Raw genomic sequence first — 22427 nt, forward strand, 5'->3', positions numbered from 1 at the left:
GACGAGGCAGCGAGGACGGCGTGGAATTCGACGTCACGATCGAGATCCCCAAGGGGGAGCGCAACAAGTACGAGGTGGACCACAAGACGGGGCGCATCAAGCTCGACCGCACCCTGTTCACGGCCACCCAGTACCCGGCCGACTACGGCTTCATCGACGACACGCTCGGCCAGGACGGTGACCCCCTGGATGTGCTGGTGCTGGTGCAGGAGCCCACATTCCCGGGCTGCCTGATCCGGTGCCGCGCCATCGGGATGTTCCGCATGCGTGACGAGAAGGGCCCGGACGACAAGGTCCTCGCGGTGCCCTCCGACGACCCCCGCCTGGAGCACCTGCGCGACATCCACCACCTGAACGAGTTCCACAAGCTCGAGATCGAGCATTTCTTCCAGGTGTACAAGGACCTCGAGCCCGCCAAGAGCGTGGAGGGCTCCACGTGGGTCAGCCGCGTCGACGCGGAGACCGAGATCAAGCGCTCCTACGAGCGTGAGGCCGAGCGCCGCGAGAAGCAGGCCGCCGACAACGGCGAGCACTGATCTCCAAGGCACTTCCGAACGCCCCGTGGCCGGCAGGCCACGGGGCGTTCGGCGTACTCAGGCCCGGTAGCCAGGGATCGGGAACGCCGAGAGCAGCTCGCGGACCTCGGCGGAGATCTTCTGCAGCGCCGCCGTGTCCTCGGCGACGGCAGCGGTGATGGTGCGGTCGATCCACTCGGCGATCAGCGGCTGGTGCTCCGGCTTCAGCCCGCGGGTGGTGATCGCGGCCGTGCCGAGGCGGATGCCGGACGGGTCGAACGGCTTGCGCGGGTCGAACGGCACGGTGTTGTAGTTCAGCTCGATGCCTGCCTCGTCCAGCGCCCTCGCGGCCGGCTTGCCGCCGATCTGCTTGTTGGTGAGGTCCACCAGCAGCAGGTGGTTGTCGGTGCCACCGGAGACGAGGTCGTAGCCGCGCTCGATGAGGGCCTCGGCGAGCGCACTGGCGTTGGCGACGATCGCGTGGGCGTAGTCGCGGAAGCCGGGCTTCGCGGCCTCGCCGAGCGCGACGGCGATCGCGGCCGTGGTGTGGTTGTGCGGACCGCCCTGCAGGCCGGGGAACACGGCCTTGTCGACGGCCTTGGCGTGCTCGGCGTCGGAGAGGATCATCGCGCCGCGCGGACCGCGCAACGTCTTGTGCGTGGTGGTGGTGATCACCTGGGCGTGGCCGACGGGCGACGGGTGCGCGCCACCTGCGACGAGACCCGCGATGTGCGCGATGTCGGCCACGAGCACCGCGTCGACCTCGCGGGCGATCTCGGCGAACGCGGGGAAGTCGATGGTGCGCGGGATGGCCGTGCCGCCCGCGAAGATCAGCTTGGGCCGGTGCTCGCGGGCGAGGTCGCGCACCTGGTCGAGGTCGACCCTGCCGGTCTCCTTGCGCACGCCGTAGCGCACCGCGTTGAACCACTTGCCCGTGGCGGAGACCGACCAGCCGTGGGTGAGGTGACCGCCGTCGGGCAGCGCCATGCCGAGCACCGTGTCGCCGGGCTTCGCGAACGCGAGGTAGGCGGCGAGGTTGGCAGGGGAGCCGGAGTAGGGCTGCACGTTGGCGTGCTCGACGCCGAACACCGCCTTGGCGCGTTCGATGGCGAGCAGCTCGACGGGATCGATAAGCTGCTGGCCCTCGTAGTAGCGCTTGCCCGCGTAGCCCTCGGAGTACTTGTTGGTGAGCACCGTGCCGGTGGCCTCGAGCACCGCCTGCGACACGTAGTTCTCCGACGCGATGAGACGGATCTTGTCGTGCTGACGAGCGGCCTCCGCCTCGATCAACCCGGCGATCTCGGGGTCGGCGGAGGACAACGTTGGAATCGCTGGCTGATGCGTCATGTCACGGACTCCTGGCATGCGTAGGGCGGTGCGGACACCCAGGCGCGCGGTGCCGGCCCTGTTTCGCTCCCCGGTGGTGCTCCACCTCGATGGCGCCAGTCGCTACTGCGCCCTCGATGGTAGTGGACGCGGGGCCCATTCCCGCAGTGCAGCGAGGGAGACCACGTACAGCACGACGGCGTTCAGCAGGTGCCACAGGAAGTGGGTGCCGGGCGGGAAACCGCCGCACACGGAGTGGTCCGCGGAGCGCAGCGACAGCGAGACGCCGAAGAGCCCACCGGTCAGCGCGAACCTCGGCCAGTATCGGCGCACGCGCCGGCTCCGCGCCGTGGCGAGCAGCGCGGCGAGTCCGAAGAGGCCGAGCAGGGGGGCGACGTAGCTCGCGCCGTCGAAGTCCAGCGGCGCGAGCGCGGCGGTGACGACCACGGTGAAGGCGAGGAAAACCGGCGCCGCGAGCCACGCCCTCGCCCAGCGGACGCCGAGGAAGACGTGGGTGAAGACCACCGTGTAGGCGAGCACGAACACGAGGATGAAGAACGTGTCGGCGGCGCCGGCCCAGCGCGTCGCGAGCGCGTGGAAGGCCGTGCTGGCCAGGAAGATCAGGCCGAGCAGCACCGCGAGCACCCTCGGCCCGGTCGCGCCGCGCGCCTGCCGCCACACAGCCACGGCGGCGGCAAGGAACGCCAGGTTGCTCACGGTGTTGAGCGGCTCGCCCCACAGCCCGGGACCGAGCCGCTCGCAGTAGCCGTCGACGTACGCGCCCCAGTCCACGCCGCCGGTCTACCAGCCGAGGTGGTCTACCGGGTGACGCGCACCCCAACGCCAGGTGCCGACTGCCCCCAAGGCCACCTTTGTTGCGTTGAACGCACCAAAGGTGGCCTTGGGGGAAGGTCGACCCTTGACGTGGAGGGTCAGGATTCTTCGACCGGCTCGATGGTCTCGGCGTGCCTGCGGGCGAGCTGCCGGTAGATCTCGGCGTTGTACTCGACCCACCCACGCGCGGACTCCGAGTGCGGCAGGAACTTCGTCGCCGGGCTGCCGAGTGCGACGACGTCCGGGGGCACCTCGGCGTTCGGCGGGACGGTCGACCCCGCCGCCACCAGAGTGCGCGCGCCCACCGTGGCCTTGTCGAGCACCGTCGCGTGGTTGCCGATGAGGGCCTGCTCACCGACCGTGCAGTCGTGCACGACGCACGAGTGGCCGACCGTCGCGTTCGGACCCACCTCGCACACGCCGTCGCCGACGTGCAGCACCGAGTTGTCCTGCACGTTGGCGCCCTCGCGGATGACGATCCTGCCGAAATCCGCGCGGATCACCGCGCCATACCAGACGGAGGCGCCCTTCTCGACGACAACGTCGCCGATCAGAGTGGCGGTGGGTGCGATCCAGGCGTCGGGATGGACCTGCGGAGTCTTGCCCTCGAAGGCGAACATCGGCATGTGCGACACCCTAGCCAGGTATCGGCCCGGCCAGGGCGTCGCGCGATCCACTACGGCGCCGAGCCTGCCAGCGGGGTCGTGTCGAGATACCTGACCTCGTAGACGCGCTCGGCGAACTTCCAGCCTTCCGGAGTGCGCCGGTAGCGGTCGTGGTAGAGGGCGTGGTTCGAATGCGAGCCGCCATCGCGCAGGCGCCCGAACTCCGCGACGTAGGCTCGGCCCGCCGCCGTGTCGCCCTCGATGCCGATCCAGCCGGGGTGCACGGTCTGCACGAAGTAGTCCCAGCCGCCTCGCAACCGCTCGATCCCGGCGCGGATCTCCGCCCTGCCGCGGAGCTCGACGCCCGCGCCGGGGATCTTCCACACTCCGTCGTCTGTGAACAGCGACGCGAACCGGTCGTAGTCGCGCATCATCCCGGCGTCGGTGAACTCACCGCGCAACGCCTCGATCTCGAGCCGGTCGGAGAGAGCACGGAGCTCCGTCATCGGTGCCTCCCTAAGGCTTCCACTGGCCGGCCGGCTGGCGGGTGGCGGCGTTGAGCCGGTTCCACACGTTCACCGCGGAGATCGCGATGAGCAGCGCGGAGATGCCCCGCTCGTCGTAGTGCCTGCTGATCTCGGCCCAGAGCTCGTCCGACACCGGGTCGCCGCGGTCGGCCACCCGGGTGGTCGCCTCGGCGAGCTCCAGCGCGGCCCGCTCGGCATCGGTGAAGTAGGGCGCGTCCCGCCACGCGGCGACCGCGAAGATCCGCTCGTCGGACTCGCCGGCCTTCTTGAGCGCGTTCGCGTGCAGCTCCACGCAGACGCTGCAGCCGTTGATCTGACTCGCCCGCAGGTGAACCATTTCCAGCGTGGTGGCGGGCACGCCCTGGTCGTCCGCGGAGCGGCCGTATGCCTGGAGGCCCTTCATCGCGGCGGGAATGAGAAAGGCGGGGTGGGTCATCCGTGCCTGCATGTTCGTCCTCACTTGTCATATCGGTCGGATTCGGTCCGTCAACGCCATGACGGATGACGACGGAGGAACCTGACATGGCCGAGCACGACTTCCTCGCCGAGCGGTTCGAGGCCCATCGCGAGCACCTGCGCGCGGTGGCCTACCGGATGCTCGGCTCGCTGACCGAGGCCGACGACGCGGTGCAGGAGGCGTGGCTGCGGCTGGCCCGATCCGACACGAGCGAAGTGGCTAACCTGGCCGGCTGGCTGACCACTGTGGTCAGCCGGGTTTGCCTGGACATGTTGCGCTCGCGCAAGTCCCGGCGCGAGGAGTCGCTCGACACGCACGTGCCGGACCCGATCGTCGCGGCCGCCGAGCCGGACCCGGCTGAGCAGGCCGTGCTCGCCGACTCGGTGGGGCTGGCGCTGCTCGTCGTGCTGGAGACGCTCAGCCCGGCCGAGCGGCTGGCGTTCGTGCTGCACGACATGTTCGGCGTGCCCTTCGGCGACATCGCCCCGATCGTCGGACGGTCCCCGGCCACGGCGACGCAGCTGGCGAGCCGCGCGCGGCGCCGGGTGCGGGGCGCGGCGCTGCCCGATGCCGACCTGCCCGCCCAGCGCGAGGTGATCGACGCGTTCCTGGCGGCGTCGCGAGCGGGCGACTTCGATGCGCTGGTCGCCGTGCTCGACCCGGACGTGGTGTTGCGGGTGGACACCGGCGCGGCGGCGCCGTCGCGGCTGGTGCGTGGCGCGAAGAACGTGGCCAAGCAGGCGCTGCTGTTCTCCCGCACCGGCCCGCTGGCCCGCCGTGCGGTCGTCAACGGCGCGCTCGGGCTCGTCTCGGTGGTCAGGGGCAAACCGGTCGCGGTGTTCAGCCCCACGGTGCGCGGCGGCAGGATCGTGGAGATCAACATCCTGGCCGACCCGCAGCGCATCGCCCAGCTCGACCTTCCGGCAGGGCCATGAAAAAGATCGGGGCTCCTCGCTGTTCGCGAGGAGCCCCGATCTTGTGGAGCCGCCTAGGGGAATCGAACCCCTGACCTGCTCATTACGAGTGAGCCGCTCTGGCCGACTGAGCTAAGGCGGCCCGGACCGCGTCCGGTGCAACCCAGTATAACGATGCCCTCGCGCGTCACTTTTCCACCCCTGGGTCGTTAGGACGCCAGGACACCGCCCACCTCCGTGAGCGGTCCCACTGGTGGTCTGGAGGACTGGTACATGCGCCGACGCCTGCCCCGCACGCTGGCACTTCCCGTCACAGCTGCGGTGCTCCTCCTGTCAGCCGCGCCCGCGGCCGGGCAGACGATCCCGACGACGCCGATTCCCGAACCGGCCGATCCGGGTCAGGCGCCGATCACCTCGCCGCCCAACCCGATGCCGAAGGGCAAGGCGGTCGGCGAGGCGGGCACGGCGCTCGGGATGCTGCGGCTGCTGCCGGAGGCGGTGCCGACCGACGCGATTCTGCCCGGCATGGAGGACGAGCTGCCGAGGCAGTCGGTGCTCGAGGGCGGGTTCGGCATCTCCAGCGCTCAGGCCAACTCCGAGTCCTACCTGACCTACGAGCGCGCGATCGCTCAGGCTTCGCCCTTCGGGCTCTCCGTCGGGGGCAACGCGCCGCAGACGCCCGGCTCGCTCGTGCAGACGGCGCTGCCCGACAACCCGGAGCCCGTGACGTCCGGGTTCAACGCGCCGGAGAACCCGCTGTTGAACGTCGGCGCGCTCAACGGGAGCGCGCACGCGCGGTGGAGCCCCACGGAGGGGCCGTGTGTCGGCACGATCTCCGACGCCAGCACCTCCGTCGCGAGCATCTCGCTGCTGAACGTGATCCCGACGATGCCCGACCTGAGCCAGGTCGCCGACACCCGGCTCAAGGAGGGCCTCAGCTCACTGCCGGGTCCGCTCGCGAGCCTCGGCGGGCTGCTCTCGGGCTCGGGCGGCGCCAAGCCGAACGCCGACGGCACCGGTTCGGTCCTGAGCATGCCCAACACGTTGTCGACGCGCTCGGCCGTGCAGCTCGTCGACATCCCCGGCACCGACCGCAAAGCCGTCCAGTCGACGTCGACACTGCAGGCCGCCGACATCAACATCCTCAAGGGCACCCCGCTCGGGCTGACGATCAAGGTCGCCAGCCAGCCGACACTGACGGTCACCTCGACCGGTGACGAAGCGACCTCGAAGGTCGAGTACACGGCGCCGGTGCTGTCGGTGGAGCGCAATGGCCAGAAGCTGTTCGAGCTGGACGCGGCGAACCCGACCAAGGACATTCCGGTCGGCATCCCGCTGCCGGGCCTTGAGCAGGTGCCCGGTTTCGAGAACGCCAAGGACCTGCCGGTGATCGGCGGCGTCGCCGAGCTGGCGAACGGCCTGCTCAAGCCGCTGACCGACGCCGCGAACGGGTTCGTGGCCGACCTCGGCGTGCTCCGGCTGAGCATCGCGGGCCTCGACCAGAAGGGCACGCACCTGGAGGAGCCGTTCAAGGGTTTCCAGCTCGGCGCCTCGGCCAGGCTGCTCGACCTGCAGATTCTGCCGACGAAGGCGCTCAAGGACGCCCTGCCCGCCGAGGCGGCGAAGAACCTGCCGTCGTCGCTGGCACAGCTGTCCCTCGGCGAACAGGTCGCGAGGGCCTACGCGCCGGAGGGCGGCGTCGAGTGCGGCTTCACGACGCCGCCGCAGGCCCCGCCGCCGCCGCCGGGTGGTGGCGAGCAGCAGCCGGGTGGCCCCGACAAGCTGGCGTACACGAGCGCGGCGTACTCGTCGGTGCCGCTGTTCTGGACGGGCACGGCGATGCTGCTGCTCGGAGCGGTGCTCGTGGCCGGCCTTCCGTACCGCCGCAGGCCCGCCCCGGTCACGGCCGCCGACCCGCGCAAGCCGTCACCGCGCCCCCGCGACGAGTAGGCACCAACTGCAGTGAAGGCCACCTTGCCTGCGTTGAACGCAGGCAAGGTGGCCTTCACTGCAGCTACCTGAGAGAGGTCAGCCTTCGCGGAGAGTGGTCACCATGGCTTCCACGGCGATGCGGGGCTTGACGTTCCACTCGATCGCCTCGCGGCAGGCCAGCACGGCCTCCAGCCTGCGCAGCGCCGACGCCGGGGTCCACTGCTCCGCGGCGGAGCGGCTCTGCTCGGCGTGGTCGGGGTGGTTGAGCGCCGCGCCCGCCCCGCTCGCCGTCACCAGCACGTCCCGGTAGAAGCCCGCCAGGTCCACGAGCGCCAGGTCCAGCGTGTCGCGCTGGGTCCGCGTCGCCCGCGACTTCTGTCGCTTCTCCAGCTGCCGCACGGCGGCGTCGGCAGCCCGCTTCGCCGCGGCGACGCCCTTGCCGGTGCCGCCGGAGCCCATCGCGGTGCGCAGCGCGTCCTGCTCGGCCTCGTCGCGCGCCTTGCTCTCGTCCGTCGCGTCCGCCTCGGCCGTCTTGATCAGCTCGTCGGCGCATACGAAGACGTCGGCGGGTCTGCGCAGTCCCAGCGGGATCCGCAGCACGGCGTCACGCCGCTTGCGCGCGCTCTCGTCGGTCGCGAGCCTGCGCGCCCTGCCGACGTGCCCGCCGCACACCGAGGCCGCCCATCGCGCCATCGCCTCGTCGACGCCGTCGCGCTCCACCAGCACCTGCGCGATCGCCTCCGGCGGCGGCGTGCGCAGCGTGACGAGACGGCAGCGCGAGCGGATGGTCACCGACACGTCCTCGGGGTGGTCCGACGGTGCGCACAGCAGGAACACCGTGCGCTCCGGCGGCTCCTCGACGGCCTTGAGCAGCGCATTGGCCGCGCCCTCGGTGAGCCGGTCGGCGTCCTCGATGATCACCACCTGCCAGCGGCCGGTGGTGGGCCTGCGCGCGGCGGCCTGCACGAGCGCCCGCATCTCGGCTACCGAGATCGACAGCCCCTCCGGAACGACCAGCCGCACGTCGGCGTGGGTGCCTGCCAGCGCCGTCCGGCAGCCCGTGCAGCCGCCGCAGCCGAGCCCGAGGCTGCACTGCAACGCGGCGGCGAACGTGCGCGCGGCAACGGACCGGCCCGAGCCGGGGGGCCCGGTGAACAGCCACGCGTGCGTCATCGCGCCCGCGTCGGCCGTCTCGCCGGCCACGAGCGCCGCGGCCGAGCTCGCGGCGGCGGAAAGCGTCTCGACAGCCGGTTCCTGACCCACCAGCTGCGACCACACCGGCTGCGTCACGACGTCGCCTTCACGGACGTCGCCTGCACGGCGGCGACCGGCGGCGGCGCCAGGCCGGCGACCCTTCCCACGAGGGTGGTCTGCACGGCGATCCGCACGCGGTCGGCGACCTCGTCCTCGGTGCCGTCGGCCTCGACGACGACGTAGCGCTCGGGGTCCGCGGAGGCCATCTCGGTGAGCAGTTGTTGCACGCGCCAATGGTGCTGTGCCGAGTTCGTCGACTCCGCGTCGGCCCCCGGCTCCGCGTCGAGCAGCACCGTGAGGTCGGGCCGCAGCCGTCCGGTGGCCCAGTCGGCGAGGCCCTCCAGCTCCTTGGCGTCCAACCCCGCGACCGCCGACAGGTGGGCGAGGGGCGAGTCCACGAACCGCTCCATCACCACGACCGCGCCCGCGTTCAAAGCGGGCTGCACGTCGCGTTCCACGATGTCGGCCCGCACCGCCGCCGCGGCGAGCGCCTGTGCCCGCGCGCCGGACAGCGACGCCCCGGAGACGAGCGACGCGAGCCGCGAGTCGTCGAGTGCGGGGTCGGCGGCGAGCACGACCCGGCGCGGCCCCTTGCTCAGCCACTCGGCGAGCCGCGCCGCCTGTGCCGCCGTGTCGGTGGCGGTGGTGCCCTCCAGCGCGATCAGCAGGCCGTTGACCCGCCGCGGCCTGCGGCGGATCACGTTGCGCAGGTCGGCGAGGATCGGCTCGGTACGGCGCGAGTCCATCTGCCGGTAGGCGACTATGCCGACCAGCGCGGCCAAGAGGCCTCCGCCGAGCAGCACGGGCCGCGTGCCGTCGATCGTGAGAACGTTGCCCCACACCGTCACCTTGTGCGGACGAACGAGACCGATCAGCAGGGGCACGAGCGCCGTGGAGCCGAAGATGATGATCTTCATCAACGACTGGTAGATCGCGTTGATCCGGCCCCGGATCGAGTCGTCGACCTGCGAGCCGATGATCGTCACGCCGGTGAGGAACGCCGCACCGGCGCACGCGCCGACCACGGCGACGGCCACCAGCGAGACGGCGAGGTGTGGCGAGAGCGCCACGACGATGAGTGCGAGGCCGGCGAGCACGATCCCGATGCCGAACATCCGGTCGTGCGGGAGGCGCTGCGCGAGCTTGGGCACCCCCGCGAGGCCTACCGCCGCGCCGACGAACACGGCGACGAAGAGCAGACCGAACGCGGAGTCACCGCCGCCGAGGCTCGAGGAGTACGGCTTGGCCGCCCCGATCACAGCACCACCCGCGGCGAACGCGCCCATCATGCCGATCAGCAGCCCGCGCACCAGCGGCGTCGTGCGGATGAACCGGAACGCGTCGCGGATCATCCCCAACAGCCCGCCCGACGACTTGTCCTCGTCGGCCTCGGGCTTGGGTTCGGGCACGGCACCGGACGCGGGCACCGGGTGCACGTTGCGCAGCGAAAGCTCGGGGATCCGCGTGGCGACGATCAGGGCGCTTGCCAGGTAGAGGAAGCTGTTGATGATCACGACGGCGTTGGCGATGCCGAACACACCGAACACGTTCGGCGACAGGTTGAACGTCGTCGGGATACCCGTGAGGATCGAGTAGAGGCCGGCGCCGGTAACCACGGCGAGGCCGTAGGTCATCACCATGCCGAGCTGGTTGGCCGTCTCCACCTGGTCGGGCCTGCGCAGCAGGTTCGGCACCGCCGCGTCCTTCGACGGGATCCACATCATGGCCGCGGAACCCACCAGGAAGTTGGCGACGAACAGCCAGATCGGTGAACCGACGATCGCGATCGAGAGCAGCAGGCCGAAGCGCACCAGGTCGGCGACGATCATCACCTTGCGCCGGTCGAAGCGGTCGGCGAGCAGCCCACCGACCGGCGCGAACAGCAGACCCGGCAGCAGGTTGGTCAGCACGACGCCGGCGAACGCGAAGTTCTGCGCCATGTAGTTGTCGGTGAACTTGGTGACCAGACCGGCCAGGGCGAGCAAGGATAGCCAGTCGGCGACGCTGCACAGATAGGTGACGCCCCACAGCCTCCGGAAGGGCCGGATAGCGAGGACTCGGCGCACGCGGTGGACCGTGGACGCCTCTCCCCGCACCGACTCCTTCGCGTCGGCGTCTGCTTTCCCCTGTGCTGCCTCGCTGATGTGCCCCACCCCAATAACCACCGGCACGGTTGTGTGGTCAGGGTAGCCCGCAACACGCACCGTGCGCCGGAGTACCGGGTAAAACACCCGCGGTGATCAATTCAGCACCGAGCGCTGACGAACAGCCCGCTCGATCAGTTGAAGAGCCCGGTAATGCTCTCGACCAGACTCGAAATGAACTGAATCGCGACGATCCCGAACACCGTGAGCAATACGAGAGCGACGGCGAGCCCGGCCGAACCGCTCGACGGCCTGCGGATCAGCTGCCGCTCGGACCACGGCCTGCTCTCCCGTACCCGGTTGCGCTGCCGCCTGCGCAGGATCTCGGGCAGCAGCTGGGTACGCGCGGGCCAGCGTGAGCGATCGGGACCGGAGTACACACCGGGAGGGCCGCCCTCGCCCGACAGCGCGGCGCCAGCAGGAGCGCCCGGCGGCGGGGACTCGCCGCCCTCGACGGTCACCTCCGTCGCCTCGGCCCCCTCCGGCTTCGGGGTCTCGTCGCCCAGCGCCGCGTCGACCATCCCCTTGACCATGTCCGGGTCCGGCTCGACCGGCATGGCGAGCGGCATCGCGGTCGGCTGGTCGCGCTGGGTCGTGGCCGTGAAGTCCGGTTTGCCGCTGGTGACCAGGCCCGACAGCGGGTCGCTGAACGACTGCGGAGGCTCGGGCGCCTGAGTACCGTCCCCGTTGGCCACGCGTCCTCCTAGCCGGGTCTTGTCGTGCTCCTCAAGGGTAGCGACCCGGTCACGGCGCGCATCCGCCAACGGGGCGCACTACCGCTCACCCAGCGTCACGACTTGGACTTCGCCGTGGACGCCTTCTTGCGGGTGGTGCTCTTCTTCTTCGGCGCCGGACCCTTCGCCCGCTTCTCGGCCAGCAGCTCGGCAGCCCTTTCCACGGTCAGGTCCTCAACCGTGTCCGACTTCCGCAGCGACGCGTTGTACTCACCGTCGGTGACATACGGGCCGAAGCGGCCGTCCTTGACCACCATCGGCTTGCCGGAGGCCGGGTCCTCGCCGAGCTCCTTCAGCGGCGGCTTCGCGACCGCCTGGCGTCCCCTGCGCTTCGGCTCGGCATAGATCTTGAGCGCCTCCTCGAGCGTGATGTCGAAGATCTGCTCCTCCGTCGAGAGCGAGCGCGAGTCGGTGCCCTTCTTCAGGTACGGCCCGTAGCGCCCGTTCTGCGCGGTGATCTCGTCGCCGCTCTCCGGGTCCTTGCCGACCACCCTTGGCAGCGACAGCAGCTTCAGCGCGTCGTCGAGGGTCATCTCCTCGATCGTCATCGACTTGAACAGCGACGCCGTGCGCGGCTTCGGCTTCTTGGCCTTGCTGGTCTTCTTGCCGGCAGTGCCTCCCTCGGCCTCTTCGGGCTCCGGCAGGATCTCGGTCACGTACGGCCCGAACCGGCCCTCCTTGGCCACGATCTCGTGGCCGCTGACCGGGTCGGTGCCCAGTACGCGACCCTCCTGCGGCGTCGCGAACAGCCGCTCGGCGATCTCCAGGGTCAGCTCGTCCGGCGGCAGGTCCTCCGGCAGGTTCGCGCGCTGCGACTCGCCGTCGACCTCGCGCTCCAGGTACGGGCCGTAGCGGCCGACCCGCACCACGACCGCGTGCCCCTCGCTGTCGTCGAAGAGCTTGATCGAGTTGATCTCGCGCGCGTCGATGTCCTCGACCCCGGAGCCGACGAGCTTCTTCAGCCCGCCGAGCCGCCCGATCGAGCCGTCGACACCCATGTCGCCGCCGAAGTAGAACTTCGACAGCCAGCGCGTGCGCTGCTCGTCGCCCGACGCGATCCGGTCGAGCTCGTCCTCCATCGCGGCCGTGAAGTCGTAGTCGACCAGCCGCTCGAAGTGCTGCTCCAGCAGGCCGACCACCGAGAACGCGACCCACGAGGGCACCAGCGCGGAGCCCTTCTTCCACACGTAGCCGCGGTCCTGGATGGTTTTGATGATCGAGGCGTACGTCGATGGCCTGCCGATGCCGAGCTCCTCGAGCTTGCTCACCAGCGCGGGCTCGCTGTAGCGCGCGGGCGGCGACGTCGCGTGCCCGTCCGGCGACAGCTCCGTCGCCGTCAGCTCCTGGCCCTCACGCAGCTGCGGGAGCCTGCTCTGCTTGTCGTCGGCCTCGCCGCCCGTCTCGGTGTCCACCGACTCGACGTAGGCCTTGAGGAAGCCCGCGAAGGTGATGGTGCGGCCGGACGCGGAGAACACGCACTCCTCTCCGCTGGTGGCCGTGCCGGTGATGCGCACCGACATCGTGGTGCCCTTGGCGTCGGCCATCTGCGAGGCGATGGTGCGCTGCCAGATCAGCTCGTAGAGCCGGAACTCGTCGGTCTCCAGCTCGCCGGCCACCTGGCCCGGCGTGCGGAACACCTCGCCCGCGGGGCGGATCGCCTCGTGGGCCTCCTGCGCGTTCTTCACCTTGCGCGTGTACTGCCTGGGGCTCGGCGACACGTACTCGGAGCCGTAGAGGTCGGTCGCCTGGTTGCGGGCCGCGGTCAGCGCCGTCTCCGACAGGGTCGTCGAGTCGGTACGCATGTAGGTGATGTAGCCGTTCTCGTAGAGCCGCTGCGCGATGCGCATCGTGCGCTCGGACGAGAAGCGGAGCTTGCGGCCCGCCTCCTGCTGCAGTGTCGAGGTCATGAACGGCGCGTACGGCCGCCGCGTGTACGGCTTCTCCTCGACGCTGGTGACCGCGAAGTCCCGCTGGTGCAGCGCCTGCGCCAGCCGGCCGGCCTCGGCCTCGTCGAGGATGCGGACGTCGCGCGCGGACGCCTTGAGCTGCCCGTCGGGGCCGAAGTCGCGGCCGGTCGCGAGCCGGGAGCCGGCCACGGCGGTGAGCCGGGCCGGGAAGGTACGCGGGCTGGCCTCCGCACCGGCGTCCATCGTCGCCGAGATGTCCCAGTACGACGCCGACGTGAAGCGCATCCGCTCGCGTTCGCGCTCGACGATCACCCGCGTGGCCACCGACTGGACGCGGCCCGCCGAGAGCCTCGGCATGACCTTCTTCCACAGCACCGGTGAGACCTCGTAGCCGTAGAGCCGGTCGAGGATGCGGCGGGTCTCCTGCGCGTCGACCAGGTCGGGGTCGAGCTCACGGGTGTTCTCGGCCGCTGAGCGGATGGCCTGCTCGGTGACCTCGTGGAACACCATCCTGCGGACCGGGATCTTGGGCTTGAGCGCTTCGAGCAGATGCCACGCGATCGCCTCGCCCTCGCGGTCGGGGTCGGTGGCGAGGTAGAGCTCGTCGACGTCCTTGAGCAGGCTCTTCAGCTCGGTGACCGTGGCCTTCTTGTCCGGTGAGACGACGTAGAGGGGCTCGAAGTCGTTGTCGACGTCCACGCCAAGCCTCGCCCACGGCTGGCCCTTGTACTTGGCAGGCACGTCGGCGGCTCCACGCGGCAGGTCGCGGATGTGCCCACGGGACGACTCGACGACGTAGTCACGGCCGAGGTAGGGGGCGATCTTGCGCGCCTTGGTGGGCGACTCGACGATCACCAGCCGTCGACGGCCGCTGCCGTTGGCCGCGGCACTCTTCTTCGGCCTGCCCTTCGCCCGACCACCGCCCCCCGCGGTGGCGCCGCGCGCCGCAGTGCTCTCTGTCGATCCAGCCACGCTGTCCGCTCTCCGCTCGGTAACTCACCTGTTCGACCCGCCAGTGTGCACTCTCACGGGCGACGGCGTCTTCTCAGGTGGCTCAACACGCCGTAAAGCGTGTGTCAAGCGCATCGCCGTGTGCAGCCGTGACGTTTCCCTTCCACACCTAGCACGTGACGTGGACCTCACGTCGCCCAGGCTCCCGGGTAGCCGAACCACTACGCTCCGTCCCACGTGCCCGCCGACCGAAAGGACCTCCTCGATGTTCCGCCGCCCGCTCGGCGTGCTGCTGGCCACGATCTTCACGTTCGCACTGGTCACAGCGCCTCCGGCAAGCGCGGAGACCGTCGACCTGACGGGCACGGTCGCCCTGTCGAACTGCTCGGGCTCGGTCGTGCGGCTCGCCGGCGCCCCGGCCACCGCGCCCGCGCTGGTGCTGTCCAACGGGCACTGCCTGGAGGAAGGCTTCCCGCAGCCGGGCGAGGTAATCGTCGACCGGCCGTCGCAGCGGACGTTCACCCTGCTCGCCGGTGACGGGCGCGAGGTGACGACCCTGCGGGCGACGAAGCTGCTGTACGCGACGATGACGGGCACGGACGCGTCGGTGTACCAGCTCGGCACCACCTACGCCGACATCCAGCGCGACCACGGCATCGCCCCGCTCGAGCTCTCCGAGGAGCGACCCGGAGCGGGTACGGGCATCACCGTGGCCTCCGGATACTGGAAGAAGACGTACGCGTGCTCCGTCGACGGGTTCGTCCGCGAGCTGCGCGAGGGCGGCTACACCTGGCGCGACTCGATCCGGTACACGCCCGAGTGCCAGACCATCGGCGGCACGTCCGGCTCCCCGATCATCGACACCGCCAGCGGCCAGGTCGTGGGCGTGAACAACACGGCCAACGAGAACGGCGACCGGTGCACGATGAACAACCCGTGCGAGGTCGGCGCGAACGGGCAGGTCACGGTGCGGCACGGCGCCAAGTACGGCCAGCAGACGTACCGCCTCTACGGCTGCCTGACGCCGGCGAGCGAGATCGAACTGGAGCGCCCGGCCTGCACACTGCCCAAGCCGGCCTGATCGGCTCCGATTTTCGGACTTGAGGTTGACGCGGCGTCAACCTCTACCGTTGTCCGCATGGCCTACTCGATCGTCCAGGTCGCGCGGATCGCGAAAGTGACCTCGCGCACCCTGCGGCACTACGACGAGATCGGCCTTTTGCCGCCCGCCTACGTCGGCGGCAACGGCTACCGCTACTACGAGGAGGACCAACTGCTGCGCCTGCAGCAGATCCTCGTGCTGCGGGAGCTGGGCCTGGGGCTGGACGCGATCGGGGACATCCTCGATCGGCAGACCGACCGGCTCGCCGCACTCAAGGTGCACCACGAGTGGCTGACGGCGGAACGGGACCGGTTCGACCGGCTCGCCAGGACCGTACGGAGAACGATCGAGAAACTGGAGGGAGGGAACACTGTGAACGCCGATGAGCTGTACACCGGCTTCGAGCGGCACTCCGAGCAGGCACAGCGGCTCGCCGAGGAGGCGGAGGAGCGCTGGCCCGGCTCGCTCGCGTCCCACGAGCGCGTGAAGGGCTGGTCGGACGAGAAGTGGCAGGCGGTCCAGCAGGCGGGAGCCGACGCCTCGGCGCGGCTCGCCGAGCTGATGCGCGAGGGCGTCGCGCCGGACGACCCGCGTGCGATCGAGGCGACCGACGCCCACTACCGGTGGCTGTGCCACTTCTGGACGCCGAACCGGGAGTCCTACACGGGCCTCGGCAGGCTCTACGTCGACGACCCGCGGTTCACCGCGAGCATCGACGAGGTCGCGCCGGGCCTTGCGGCCTACCTGCGCGACACCATGGCGGCCTACGCGCAGGCCCGCCTGAGTTAGCACCGGGCCTGGGGAACCGCGGTCCCCAGGCTCGCGCTACGAGGCCCCCGGGTCGAACCTCGCCGTCTCACGGGAGTCGGTGAGCTCCTTGCACTGCGGCGCCCGCAGGCTCGCCTCCTTTAGCTCCGGCACGGCGTCGAAACCGTCCAGCAGGCTGATCCGGCCGATCTCCTCCAGTGGCGCGCGCACCGAGCCGATCGCCGCCCTGCTGGCCTCCTCGGTGGTGGCCGCGTCGAGCTGCTGCTTCGCTCCCACGGCACGGTCCCGGATGCCCACGTACCTGGAGACGGCCTGCGCCTTGATGCGCTCCCCGTCGGACAACGGGGCCCGGCTGAGCCGGTCAAGCCCTTCGATCGTGCGGTCGAGGCCCCCGATCATCACGCCGAGCAGCTCACTCGACGTCCGCGAGGCCTGCTGCGGCGTGGTCGGGTCGATGCTCGGCATCCGCGAGAACGAGCGCACCAGCTCCGACACCGCGGCGCAGTAGCCGCCCGCCCACGCGGTGGTGGCGTCCTCCCGGCGCACCTCCTCGGCCGTCAGGCCGGGGCCCGAGGACTCGGCCGCCTGCTGGGCGCCGGGCTGCGTTCTCGGCTGACCACACCCTGCGAGTCCCAGGCCCCCAAGGGCCAGCATCACAGCGGCGAGAACGGTCATCCGCGGCCGCACGCCCACACCTCCTGACACACGGTGTCCAATCGAGCACGATCCCGTCCGACGGTACCGGTCGCGTCACAGCCCGCAAGCGACCCCGCCGCGGACACAAGCCGGGCCCGGAGCGACGAGCGCTCCGGGCCCGGACACCGTGGCGCTACGCCTTCGTCGCCTGCTGGGGAGCAGGCGTCTCGGCGATGGCCGTACCGCGGCGCTTCGACACCACGATCGCGGCCACGATGATGGCCACGGACACCAGGGCGATGGCGATGCGGACGCCGATCGAGGCGTCCTCACCGACGGTGAACTGCACGACCGCGGGCGCGATCAGCAGCGACACCAGGTTCATCACCTTGAGCAGCGGGTTGATCGCCGGGCCAGCCGTGTCCTTGAACGGGTCACCGACGGTGTCACCGATGACCGTCGCGGCATGCGCCTCCGAGTTCTTGCCACCGTGGTGGCCGTCCTCGACCAGCTTCTTCGCGTTGTCCCACGCACCACCGGAGTTGGCGAGGAACACCGCCATCAGCGTGCCGGTGGCGATCGCACCGCCCAGGTAACCGGCCAGCGCCCCGGTACCGAGACCGAAGCCGACCGCGATGGGCGCGAACACCGCGAGCAGACCCGGCGTGGCCAGCTCCCGCAGCGAGTCGCGCGTGACGATGTCCACGACCTTGCCGTACTCGGGCCGCGTCGTGCCCTCCATGATCCCCGGGATGTCGCGGAACTGGCGCCGCACCTCGTAGACCACGGCGCCCGCAGCCCGCGAGACCGCGTTGACGGCGAGACCGGAGAACAGGAACACGACCGCCGCGCCGACGATCACGCCGACCAGCGTGTTCGGCACGATGATGCTGTCGATGAACGATTCCGGGACGTCCGAGAGACCCGTGCCCACGTCGCGTAGCGCGCCGAGGATGGCCTCGGAGTAGGACCCGAACAACGCGGTCGCGGCGAGCACCGCGGTCGAGATCGCGATGCCCTTCGTGATCGCCTTCGTCGTGTTGCCGACCGCGTCGAGCTCGGTGAGGATCTGGACGCCCTCGCCTTCCTCGAGATCGCCCGACATCTCGGCGATGCCCTGTGCGTTGTCCGACACCGGGCCGAACGTGTCCATCGCGACGATGACGCCGACCGTGGTCAGCAGGCCCGTCCCGGCGAGCGCGACGGCGAACAGCGCCACGGCACCACCGAGCAGGTAGGCCCCGTACACCGCGCCTCCGATGACGAGCGCGGTGAACACCGCCGACTCGAAACCGACCGAGATGCCGGAGAGGATCACCGTGGCGGCACCGGTCTCCGACGTCTTGCCGACGTTCTTGACCGGCCCGTGCTCGGTGCCGGTGTAGTAGCCCGTCAGCCACAGGATCACGCCGGCGAGCGCGATACCGATGATCACGGAGACCGTCGCGATGACGGCCGGGTTGCCCTCGGCGCCGTCGAACGAGCTGGGCAGGAACACGAACGCCGCGATGGCGGAGAGCACCGCGGAGATGACCGCCGAGATGTAGAAGGAGCGGTTGATCGTCGTCAGGCCGCTCTCGCCCGCCCTCGCCCGCGTGATGTAGATGCCGATCACGGCCGTGATCACGCCGATCGCCGGGATGATCAGCGGGAACACCAGGCCGTAGCCCGTCGCCCCGAACGCGGCGCTGCCGAGGATGAGCGCGGCGACCAACGTCACCGCGTACGACTCGAACAGGTCCGCCGCCATGCCGGCGCAGTCACCCACGTTGTCGCCCACGTTGTCGGCGATCGTGGCCGCGTTGCGCGGGTCGTCCTCGGGGATGTTCTGCTCGACCTTGCCGACCAGGTCGGCGCCGACGTCGGCGGCCTTGGTGAAGATGCCGCCACCGACACGCATGAACATCGCGATCAGGGCCGCACCGAAGCCGAAGCCCTCGAGGACCTTCGGGGCCTGACCCGCGTACACGAGCACAACGACGGCAGCGCCGAAGAGGCCGAGTCCCACCGTGATCATGCCGACTACGCCACCGGTGCGGAACGCGATCCGCATCGCCTTCTCCCGGCCGCCGGACTCGCGTGCCGCTGCCGCGACGCGGACGTTCGCTCTCGTCGACAACCACATGCCCAGGTAGCCGATCGAGAACGAGAACACCGCACCGACCAAGAAGAACAGCGAACGGCCTATCCGCTCGTTCCAGTCCTCCGCGGGGAGTGCGAACAGCAGGAGGAACACGACCACGCCGAAAACGGCGAGGGTGTTCCGCTGCCGGTTGAGGTAGGCAGCCGCGCCTTCCTGCACCGCCTTGGCGATCTCCTGCATCTTCTGGGTGCCCTGACCGGCGGCCAGGACCTCCTTCAACAGCAGATAACCAATGACGAGCGCAGCAAGGGCGACCACGGCGACCACGGCCACGATGCCGTAGTCACCTCCGGAGAGCTCGGGTGAACCCTCCGCGAGGAAGTGCCGGGACATTCGTCCTCCTGGAAACGTCGCCTGTTGCCAGCGCCGACGAGCGGGCTGACCACTGTGCCGACGCTGACATGGGATCTACACCACTTCTGGTGTGGTTTGGCGGAGTCTATTGGTAGAGACGGACGACCCGGCAGGGCGTCCCATGTCACATACGCTGCGTATTCGTGTGAAACCGCTCACGGCACCGCCGATCGGCGCGCAGTGGCCGGTGTGCGATGCTCGAACACATGAGCGGTCGAGGCGAGTCGCTGCGGGCGCGACGCCTGCTGAGCCGTGCCACCGCGGGCATTCCCGAACGGCGCAACCCGGTCACTCACGTGGCCGACCTCCCGGCCAGGGAGCCGAGCTTCGCGGACTGGCCGGACTGGGCTTCGGCCGCCGTCGTCGACGCGATCAGGGCCACCGGCGTCGAGCGGCCGTGGACGCACCAGGCGGAGGCCGCGGAGCTGGCGTGGTCGGGCAGCGACGTCGTGGTCGCCACCGGGACCGCGTCGGGCAAGTCGCTCGTCTACCAGCTGCCCGTGCTCTCGAAGCTGCTCGCCGACCCCAAGGCCACGGCTCTCTACCTGGCGCCGACCAAGGCGCTGGGCGCGGACCAGCTGCGCGCGGTGTCCGCGCTGGGCCTCGACGGCGTGCGGCCCGCGTCCTACGACGGCGACACCCCGCTGAACGAGCGCGACTGGGTGCGCGACCACGCGCGCTGGGTCTTCAGCAACCCCGACATGCTTCACCGCGGGGTGCTGTCGGCACACGCGCGCTGGGCGAAGTTCTTCCGCAAGCTCGCCTATGTCGTCGTCGATGAGTGCCACAGCTACCGGGGCGTGTTCGGCTCGCACGTGGCGCTGCTGCTGCGCAGGCTGCGGCGCGTGGCGAGGCACTACGGCGCGGACCCCGTGTTCGTGCTGGCCTCAGCCACCACCGCGGAGCCTGCCGGTTTCGCGTCGCGGCTCACCGGGCGCGAGTGCAGGCCCGTCGTGGAGGACGCCTCGCCGAGGGGAGCGCGCACGGTCGCGCTGTGGGAACCGCCGCTGCTGGAGGAGCTGGCCGGGGAGAACGGCGCCCCCGTGCGGCGTTCCGCGGGCGCCGAGGCCGCGCGGATCCTGGCGGAGCTGGTGATCGAGGGCGCCCGCAGCCTCGCGTTCGTGCGTTCGCGGCGTGGAGCGGAGCTGACCGCGCTCGGTGCGAAGCGGATCCTGTCCGAGGTGGACCCCGAGCTGGGCGAGGCCGTGGCGGCGTATCGCGCGGGCTTCCTGCCCGAGGAGCGGCGCGCGCTGGAGAAGGCCCTGCTGTCGGGGACCCTGCTGGGGGTCGCCACCACGAACGCGCTGGAGCTGGGCGTCGACATCGCGGGCCTGGACGCCGTGGTGCTCGCGGGTTATCCGGGCACCCTCGCGTCGTTCTGGCAGCAGTCCGGCCGCGCGGGCCGGGCCGGTGACGACGCGCTCGTCGTGTTCGTCGCGAGGGACGACCCGCTCGACACCTATCTGGTGCACCACCCGGGGGCGCTGCTGGACCGTCCCGTGGAGATGGCGGTGCTGGACCCCGCCAACCCGTACGTGCTGGCGCCGCAGCTGGCGTGCGCGGCGGCGGAGCTGCCGCTGACCGCGGAGGAACTGGACGCGTTCGGCGGCGCGGCGGCCCGCGAGGTGCTCGACGAGCTGGTGGCCGACAAGGTGCTGCGGCGACGGCCGAGCGGCTGGTACTGGACGACTAGGGACCGCCCGCAGCATCAGGTGGACATCCGCGGCTCGGGCGGCGACCAGATCGCCGTGGTCGAGGCGGACACGTCGCGGCTGCTGGGCACCGTGGACCCCGGCTCGGCGTGCAGCACGGTGCATCAGGGAGCGGTGTACCTGCACCAGGGTTCGTCGTACGTCGTGGACGATCTCGATCTGGAACAGGGCCTCGCACTCGTGCACGCCGAGGACCCGGAGTGGAACACCTCGGCGAGGGAGATCGTCGACATCGCGGTGCTCGACACGGTGCGCGAGGAGCGGTACGGCGGCGTCACCGTGTGTCTCGGCGAGGTGGCGGTGACCTCGCAGGTGGTGGGCTACCTGCGCCGTCTGCCGTCGGGCGAGGTGCTCGACCACGTCGCGCTGGACCTGCCGGAGCAGGTGCTGCGCACCCGCGCCGTCTGGTACACGATCAGCGACGAGTTGCTTGAGAAGGCCAACGATGGCGACAGGGCGCCGGGGGGCGCCGGTCTCGAACCGGCGCGCATCCCCGGCGCCCTGCATGCCGCCGAGCACGCGGCGATCGGCCTGCTACCGCTGTTCGCTACGTGCGACCGCTGGGACATCGGCGGAGTTTCGACCGCGATGCACTCGGACACCGGGGAGGCGACGGTGTTCGTGCACGATGGTCATCCCGGGGGTGCCGGATTCGCCGACCGCGGCTTCGCCGCGCTCGTCCCTTGGCTGGCCGCTACGCGGGAGGCGATCGTCTCCTGCGAGTGCCCGGCTGGGTGCCCGTCCTGCGTCCAGTCGCCGAAATGCGGGAACGGCAACGATCCGCTGGACAAGGCGGGGGCGGTGACCGTGCTGGACATCGTGCTCGGGGCGGTGAACCACGATGGTCGGCACGGTCACGGGGTGGATCACGCCGCGGAGGATCCCGCGACGAAGACAGGCTGAGCGGTCACGTGGTCGGCGGCCTCGCCGAGCAGCGCGCGCACCAGGACCTCGTGCACCGCGCCGGCGGCGGGAAGCCGCCAGCCCCAGATCTCCGGCTTGACCCGCCAGTGCACGACACCGTGCTCGAACGGCGTCGGCGGAAGCGGGACATAGCTGCCCTCGCCGTGCCACCGCACGTTCTCGTTCGTGGCAAGCACCGACGGCACGTGGTCCGTCGACGTGGTGAGGAAGAGCCACCGGCCGTTCGGCATCGCGACGATCGGCGCCGGATGCCCGGTCGCCCGCAACAGTGTGGCGGCGCGACGGCCGAGTTGGTCGTCCACCTCGATGGCATCGATCATCGTCCCGGTGGCGACGAGCAGGCTGTAGGGCCTGCCGGTCCACCACGCGGCGACCTGCTGCGGGTGGGCACCGATCCGCTGGCGCCAGTCCTCGTGCGCCGGCACCGGCCGCGTCCACGCGGAGCCGGACTCCGTGTCGTCACCGGCGCCGGGGTACGTACCCGGCAGCACCGGCCAGCCTCGCCAGGCCAGGCCGATGGCTTCGGCGCGCAACTCGATGCGGAACGCGCCGCGCCAGCTGTCCGACCACTCCGTGTCCAACATTTCTTTCTCGAGCCTCCTCAGAAACTTCCACCGCCTCGTACGCGGTGTCGCATATGAATAAACGGCAAGTTGCACTTGGCCGGAAGGCCCCCGTCGGCAACCGG

18 protein-coding genes and 1 tRNA gene are annotated in these 22427 nt (G+C 70.6%); 6 read left to right on the forward strand and 13 right to left on the reverse strand.

Annotated features, from left to right (window positions below):
- Positions 1–20: 20 nt before the first annotated feature.
- Positions 21–536: an inorganic diphosphatase gene (locus tag DI005_RS03460; RefSeq protein ID WP_113641244.1), complete on the forward strand. Its 516-nt coding sequence runs from the start codon at positions 21–23 to the stop codon at positions 534–536.
- 57 nt (positions 537–593) lie between these two features.
- On the opposite strand, the gene glyA is transcribed toward DI005_RS03460, so the two are convergent.
- The 5 genes from glyA to DI005_RS03485 form a co-directional block, all read right to left on the reverse strand.
- Positions 594–1862 (reverse strand): serine hydroxymethyltransferase, encoded by a 1269-nt coding sequence (gene glyA / locus DI005_RS03465; RefSeq protein WP_112264905.1) that lies wholly within the window; start codon positions 1860–1862, stop codon positions 594–596.
- Positions 1863–1964: 102 nt separating this feature from the next.
- Positions 1965–2633, reverse strand: a complete 669-nt coding sequence (locus tag DI005_RS03470) for a hypothetical protein (RefSeq protein WP_113641245.1) — start codon at positions 2631–2633, stop codon at positions 1965–1967.
- A gap of 140 nt (positions 2634–2773) precedes the next feature.
- The gene (locus DI005_RS03475) at positions 2774–3301 is read right to left on the reverse strand and encodes a gamma carbonic anhydrase family protein (RefSeq protein WP_112264908.1); all 528 of its coding nucleotides are present in this window, start codon (positions 3299–3301) and stop codon (positions 2774–2776) included.
- A gap of 50 nt (positions 3302–3351) precedes the next feature.
- A complete protein-coding gene (locus tag DI005_RS03480; RefSeq protein ID WP_113641246.1) occupies positions 3352–3786 on the reverse strand; it encodes a nuclear transport factor 2 family protein in 435 nt (144 codons plus the stop codon).
- A 10-nt stretch (positions 3787–3796) separates the two neighbouring features.
- Entirely contained in the window at positions 3797–4255 is a 459-nt protein-coding gene (locus tag DI005_RS03485) for a carboxymuconolactone decarboxylase family protein (RefSeq protein WP_113641247.1), read from the reverse strand.
- 74 nt (positions 4256–4329) lie between these two features.
- Here DI005_RS03485 and DI005_RS03490 point away from each other — a divergent pair, with 74 nt between their 5' ends.
- A complete protein-coding gene (locus DI005_RS03490) occupies positions 4330–5199 on the forward strand; it encodes a sigma-70 family RNA polymerase sigma factor (RefSeq protein ID WP_112264914.1) in 870 nt (289 codons plus the stop codon).
- 44 nt (positions 5200–5243) lie between these two features.
- Here the strand turns inward: DI005_RS03490 and DI005_RS03495 are convergent.
- Positions 5244–5320: transfer RNA gene (locus tag DI005_RS03495), tRNA-Thr, on the reverse strand.
- 131 nt (positions 5321–5451) lie between these two features.
- Here DI005_RS03495 and DI005_RS03500 point away from each other — a divergent pair.
- Positions 5452–7128, forward strand: coding sequence for a hypothetical protein (locus DI005_RS03500; protein ID WP_113641248.1), 1677 nt, complete (start codon positions 5452–5454; stop codon positions 7126–7128).
- 78 nt (positions 7129–7206) lie between these two features.
- Here the strand turns inward: DI005_RS03500 and DI005_RS03505 are convergent, their stop codons facing one another.
- The 4 genes from DI005_RS03505 to topA form a co-directional block, all read right to left on the reverse strand.
- A complete protein-coding gene (locus DI005_RS03505) occupies positions 7207–8400 on the reverse strand; it encodes a DNA polymerase III subunit delta' (RefSeq protein ID WP_112264918.1) in 1194 nt (397 codons plus the stop codon).
- The gene (locus DI005_RS03510; protein ID WP_113641249.1) at positions 8397–10517 is read right to left on the reverse strand and encodes a dTMP kinase; all 2121 of its coding nucleotides are present in this window, start codon (positions 10515–10517) and stop codon (positions 8397–8399) included. Before DI005_RS03510 ends, DI005_RS03505 begins: the two co-directional genes overlap by 4 nt.
- A 125-nt stretch (positions 10518–10642) precedes the next feature.
- Complete coding sequence (locus DI005_RS03515) at positions 10643–11203, reverse strand: hypothetical protein (RefSeq protein ID WP_113641250.1); 561 nt, start codon at positions 11201–11203, stop codon at positions 10643–10645.
- Positions 11204–11298: 95 nt separating this feature from the next.
- Complete coding sequence (topA, locus tag DI005_RS03520) at positions 11299–14004, reverse strand: type I DNA topoisomerase (RefSeq protein ID WP_233519987.1); 2706 nt, start codon at positions 14002–14004, stop codon at positions 11299–11301.
- Positions 14005–14365: 361 nt separating this feature from the next.
- Between topA and DI005_RS03525 the strand changes: the two genes are divergently transcribed.
- Positions 14366–15181, forward strand: coding sequence for a serine protease (locus tag DI005_RS03525; RefSeq protein WP_113641252.1), 816 nt, complete (start codon positions 14366–14368; stop codon positions 15179–15181).
- Between the two features lie 57 nt (positions 15182–15238).
- The gene (locus DI005_RS03530) at positions 15239–15991 is read left to right on the forward strand and encodes a MerR family transcriptional regulator (protein WP_112264928.1); all 753 of its coding nucleotides are present in this window, start codon (positions 15239–15241) and stop codon (positions 15989–15991) included.
- A 36-nt stretch (positions 15992–16027) separates the two neighbouring features.
- Here DI005_RS03530 and DI005_RS03535 read toward each other — a convergent pair whose 3' ends face one another.
- Entirely contained in the window at positions 16028–16657 is a 630-nt protein-coding gene (locus DI005_RS03535) for a hypothetical protein (RefSeq protein ID WP_137095674.1), read from the reverse strand.
- A gap of 142 nt (positions 16658–16799) precedes the next feature.
- Positions 16800–19082 carry a sodium-translocating pyrophosphatase gene (locus tag DI005_RS03540; protein WP_112264932.1) on the reverse strand — a complete coding sequence of 761 codons (2283 nt, stop codon included), beginning with the start codon at positions 19080–19082 and terminating at the stop codon, positions 16800–16802.
- Positions 19083–19309: 227 nt separating this feature from the next.
- On the opposite strand from DI005_RS03540, the gene DI005_RS03545 reads away from it, so the two are divergent.
- On the forward strand, positions 19310–21718 hold the full coding sequence (locus DI005_RS03545; protein WP_113641318.1) for a DEAD/DEAH box helicase: 2409 nt from the start codon (positions 19310–19312) through the stop codon (positions 21716–21718).
- Here DI005_RS03545 and DI005_RS03550 read toward each other — a convergent pair.
- Positions 21682–22323, reverse strand: coding sequence for a bifunctional DNA primase/polymerase (locus DI005_RS03550; protein WP_112264934.1), 642 nt, complete (start codon positions 22321–22323; stop codon positions 21682–21684). The two genes, DI005_RS03545 and DI005_RS03550, sit on opposite strands and share 37 nt — an antisense overlap.
- Positions 22324–22427: the final 104 nt, after the last annotated feature.

This window comes from Prauserella sp. PE36, assembly GCF_003311655.1.
Taxonomy (GTDB): Bacteria; Actinomycetota; Actinomycetes; order Mycobacteriales; family Pseudonocardiaceae; genus Prauserella_A; species Prauserella_A endophytica.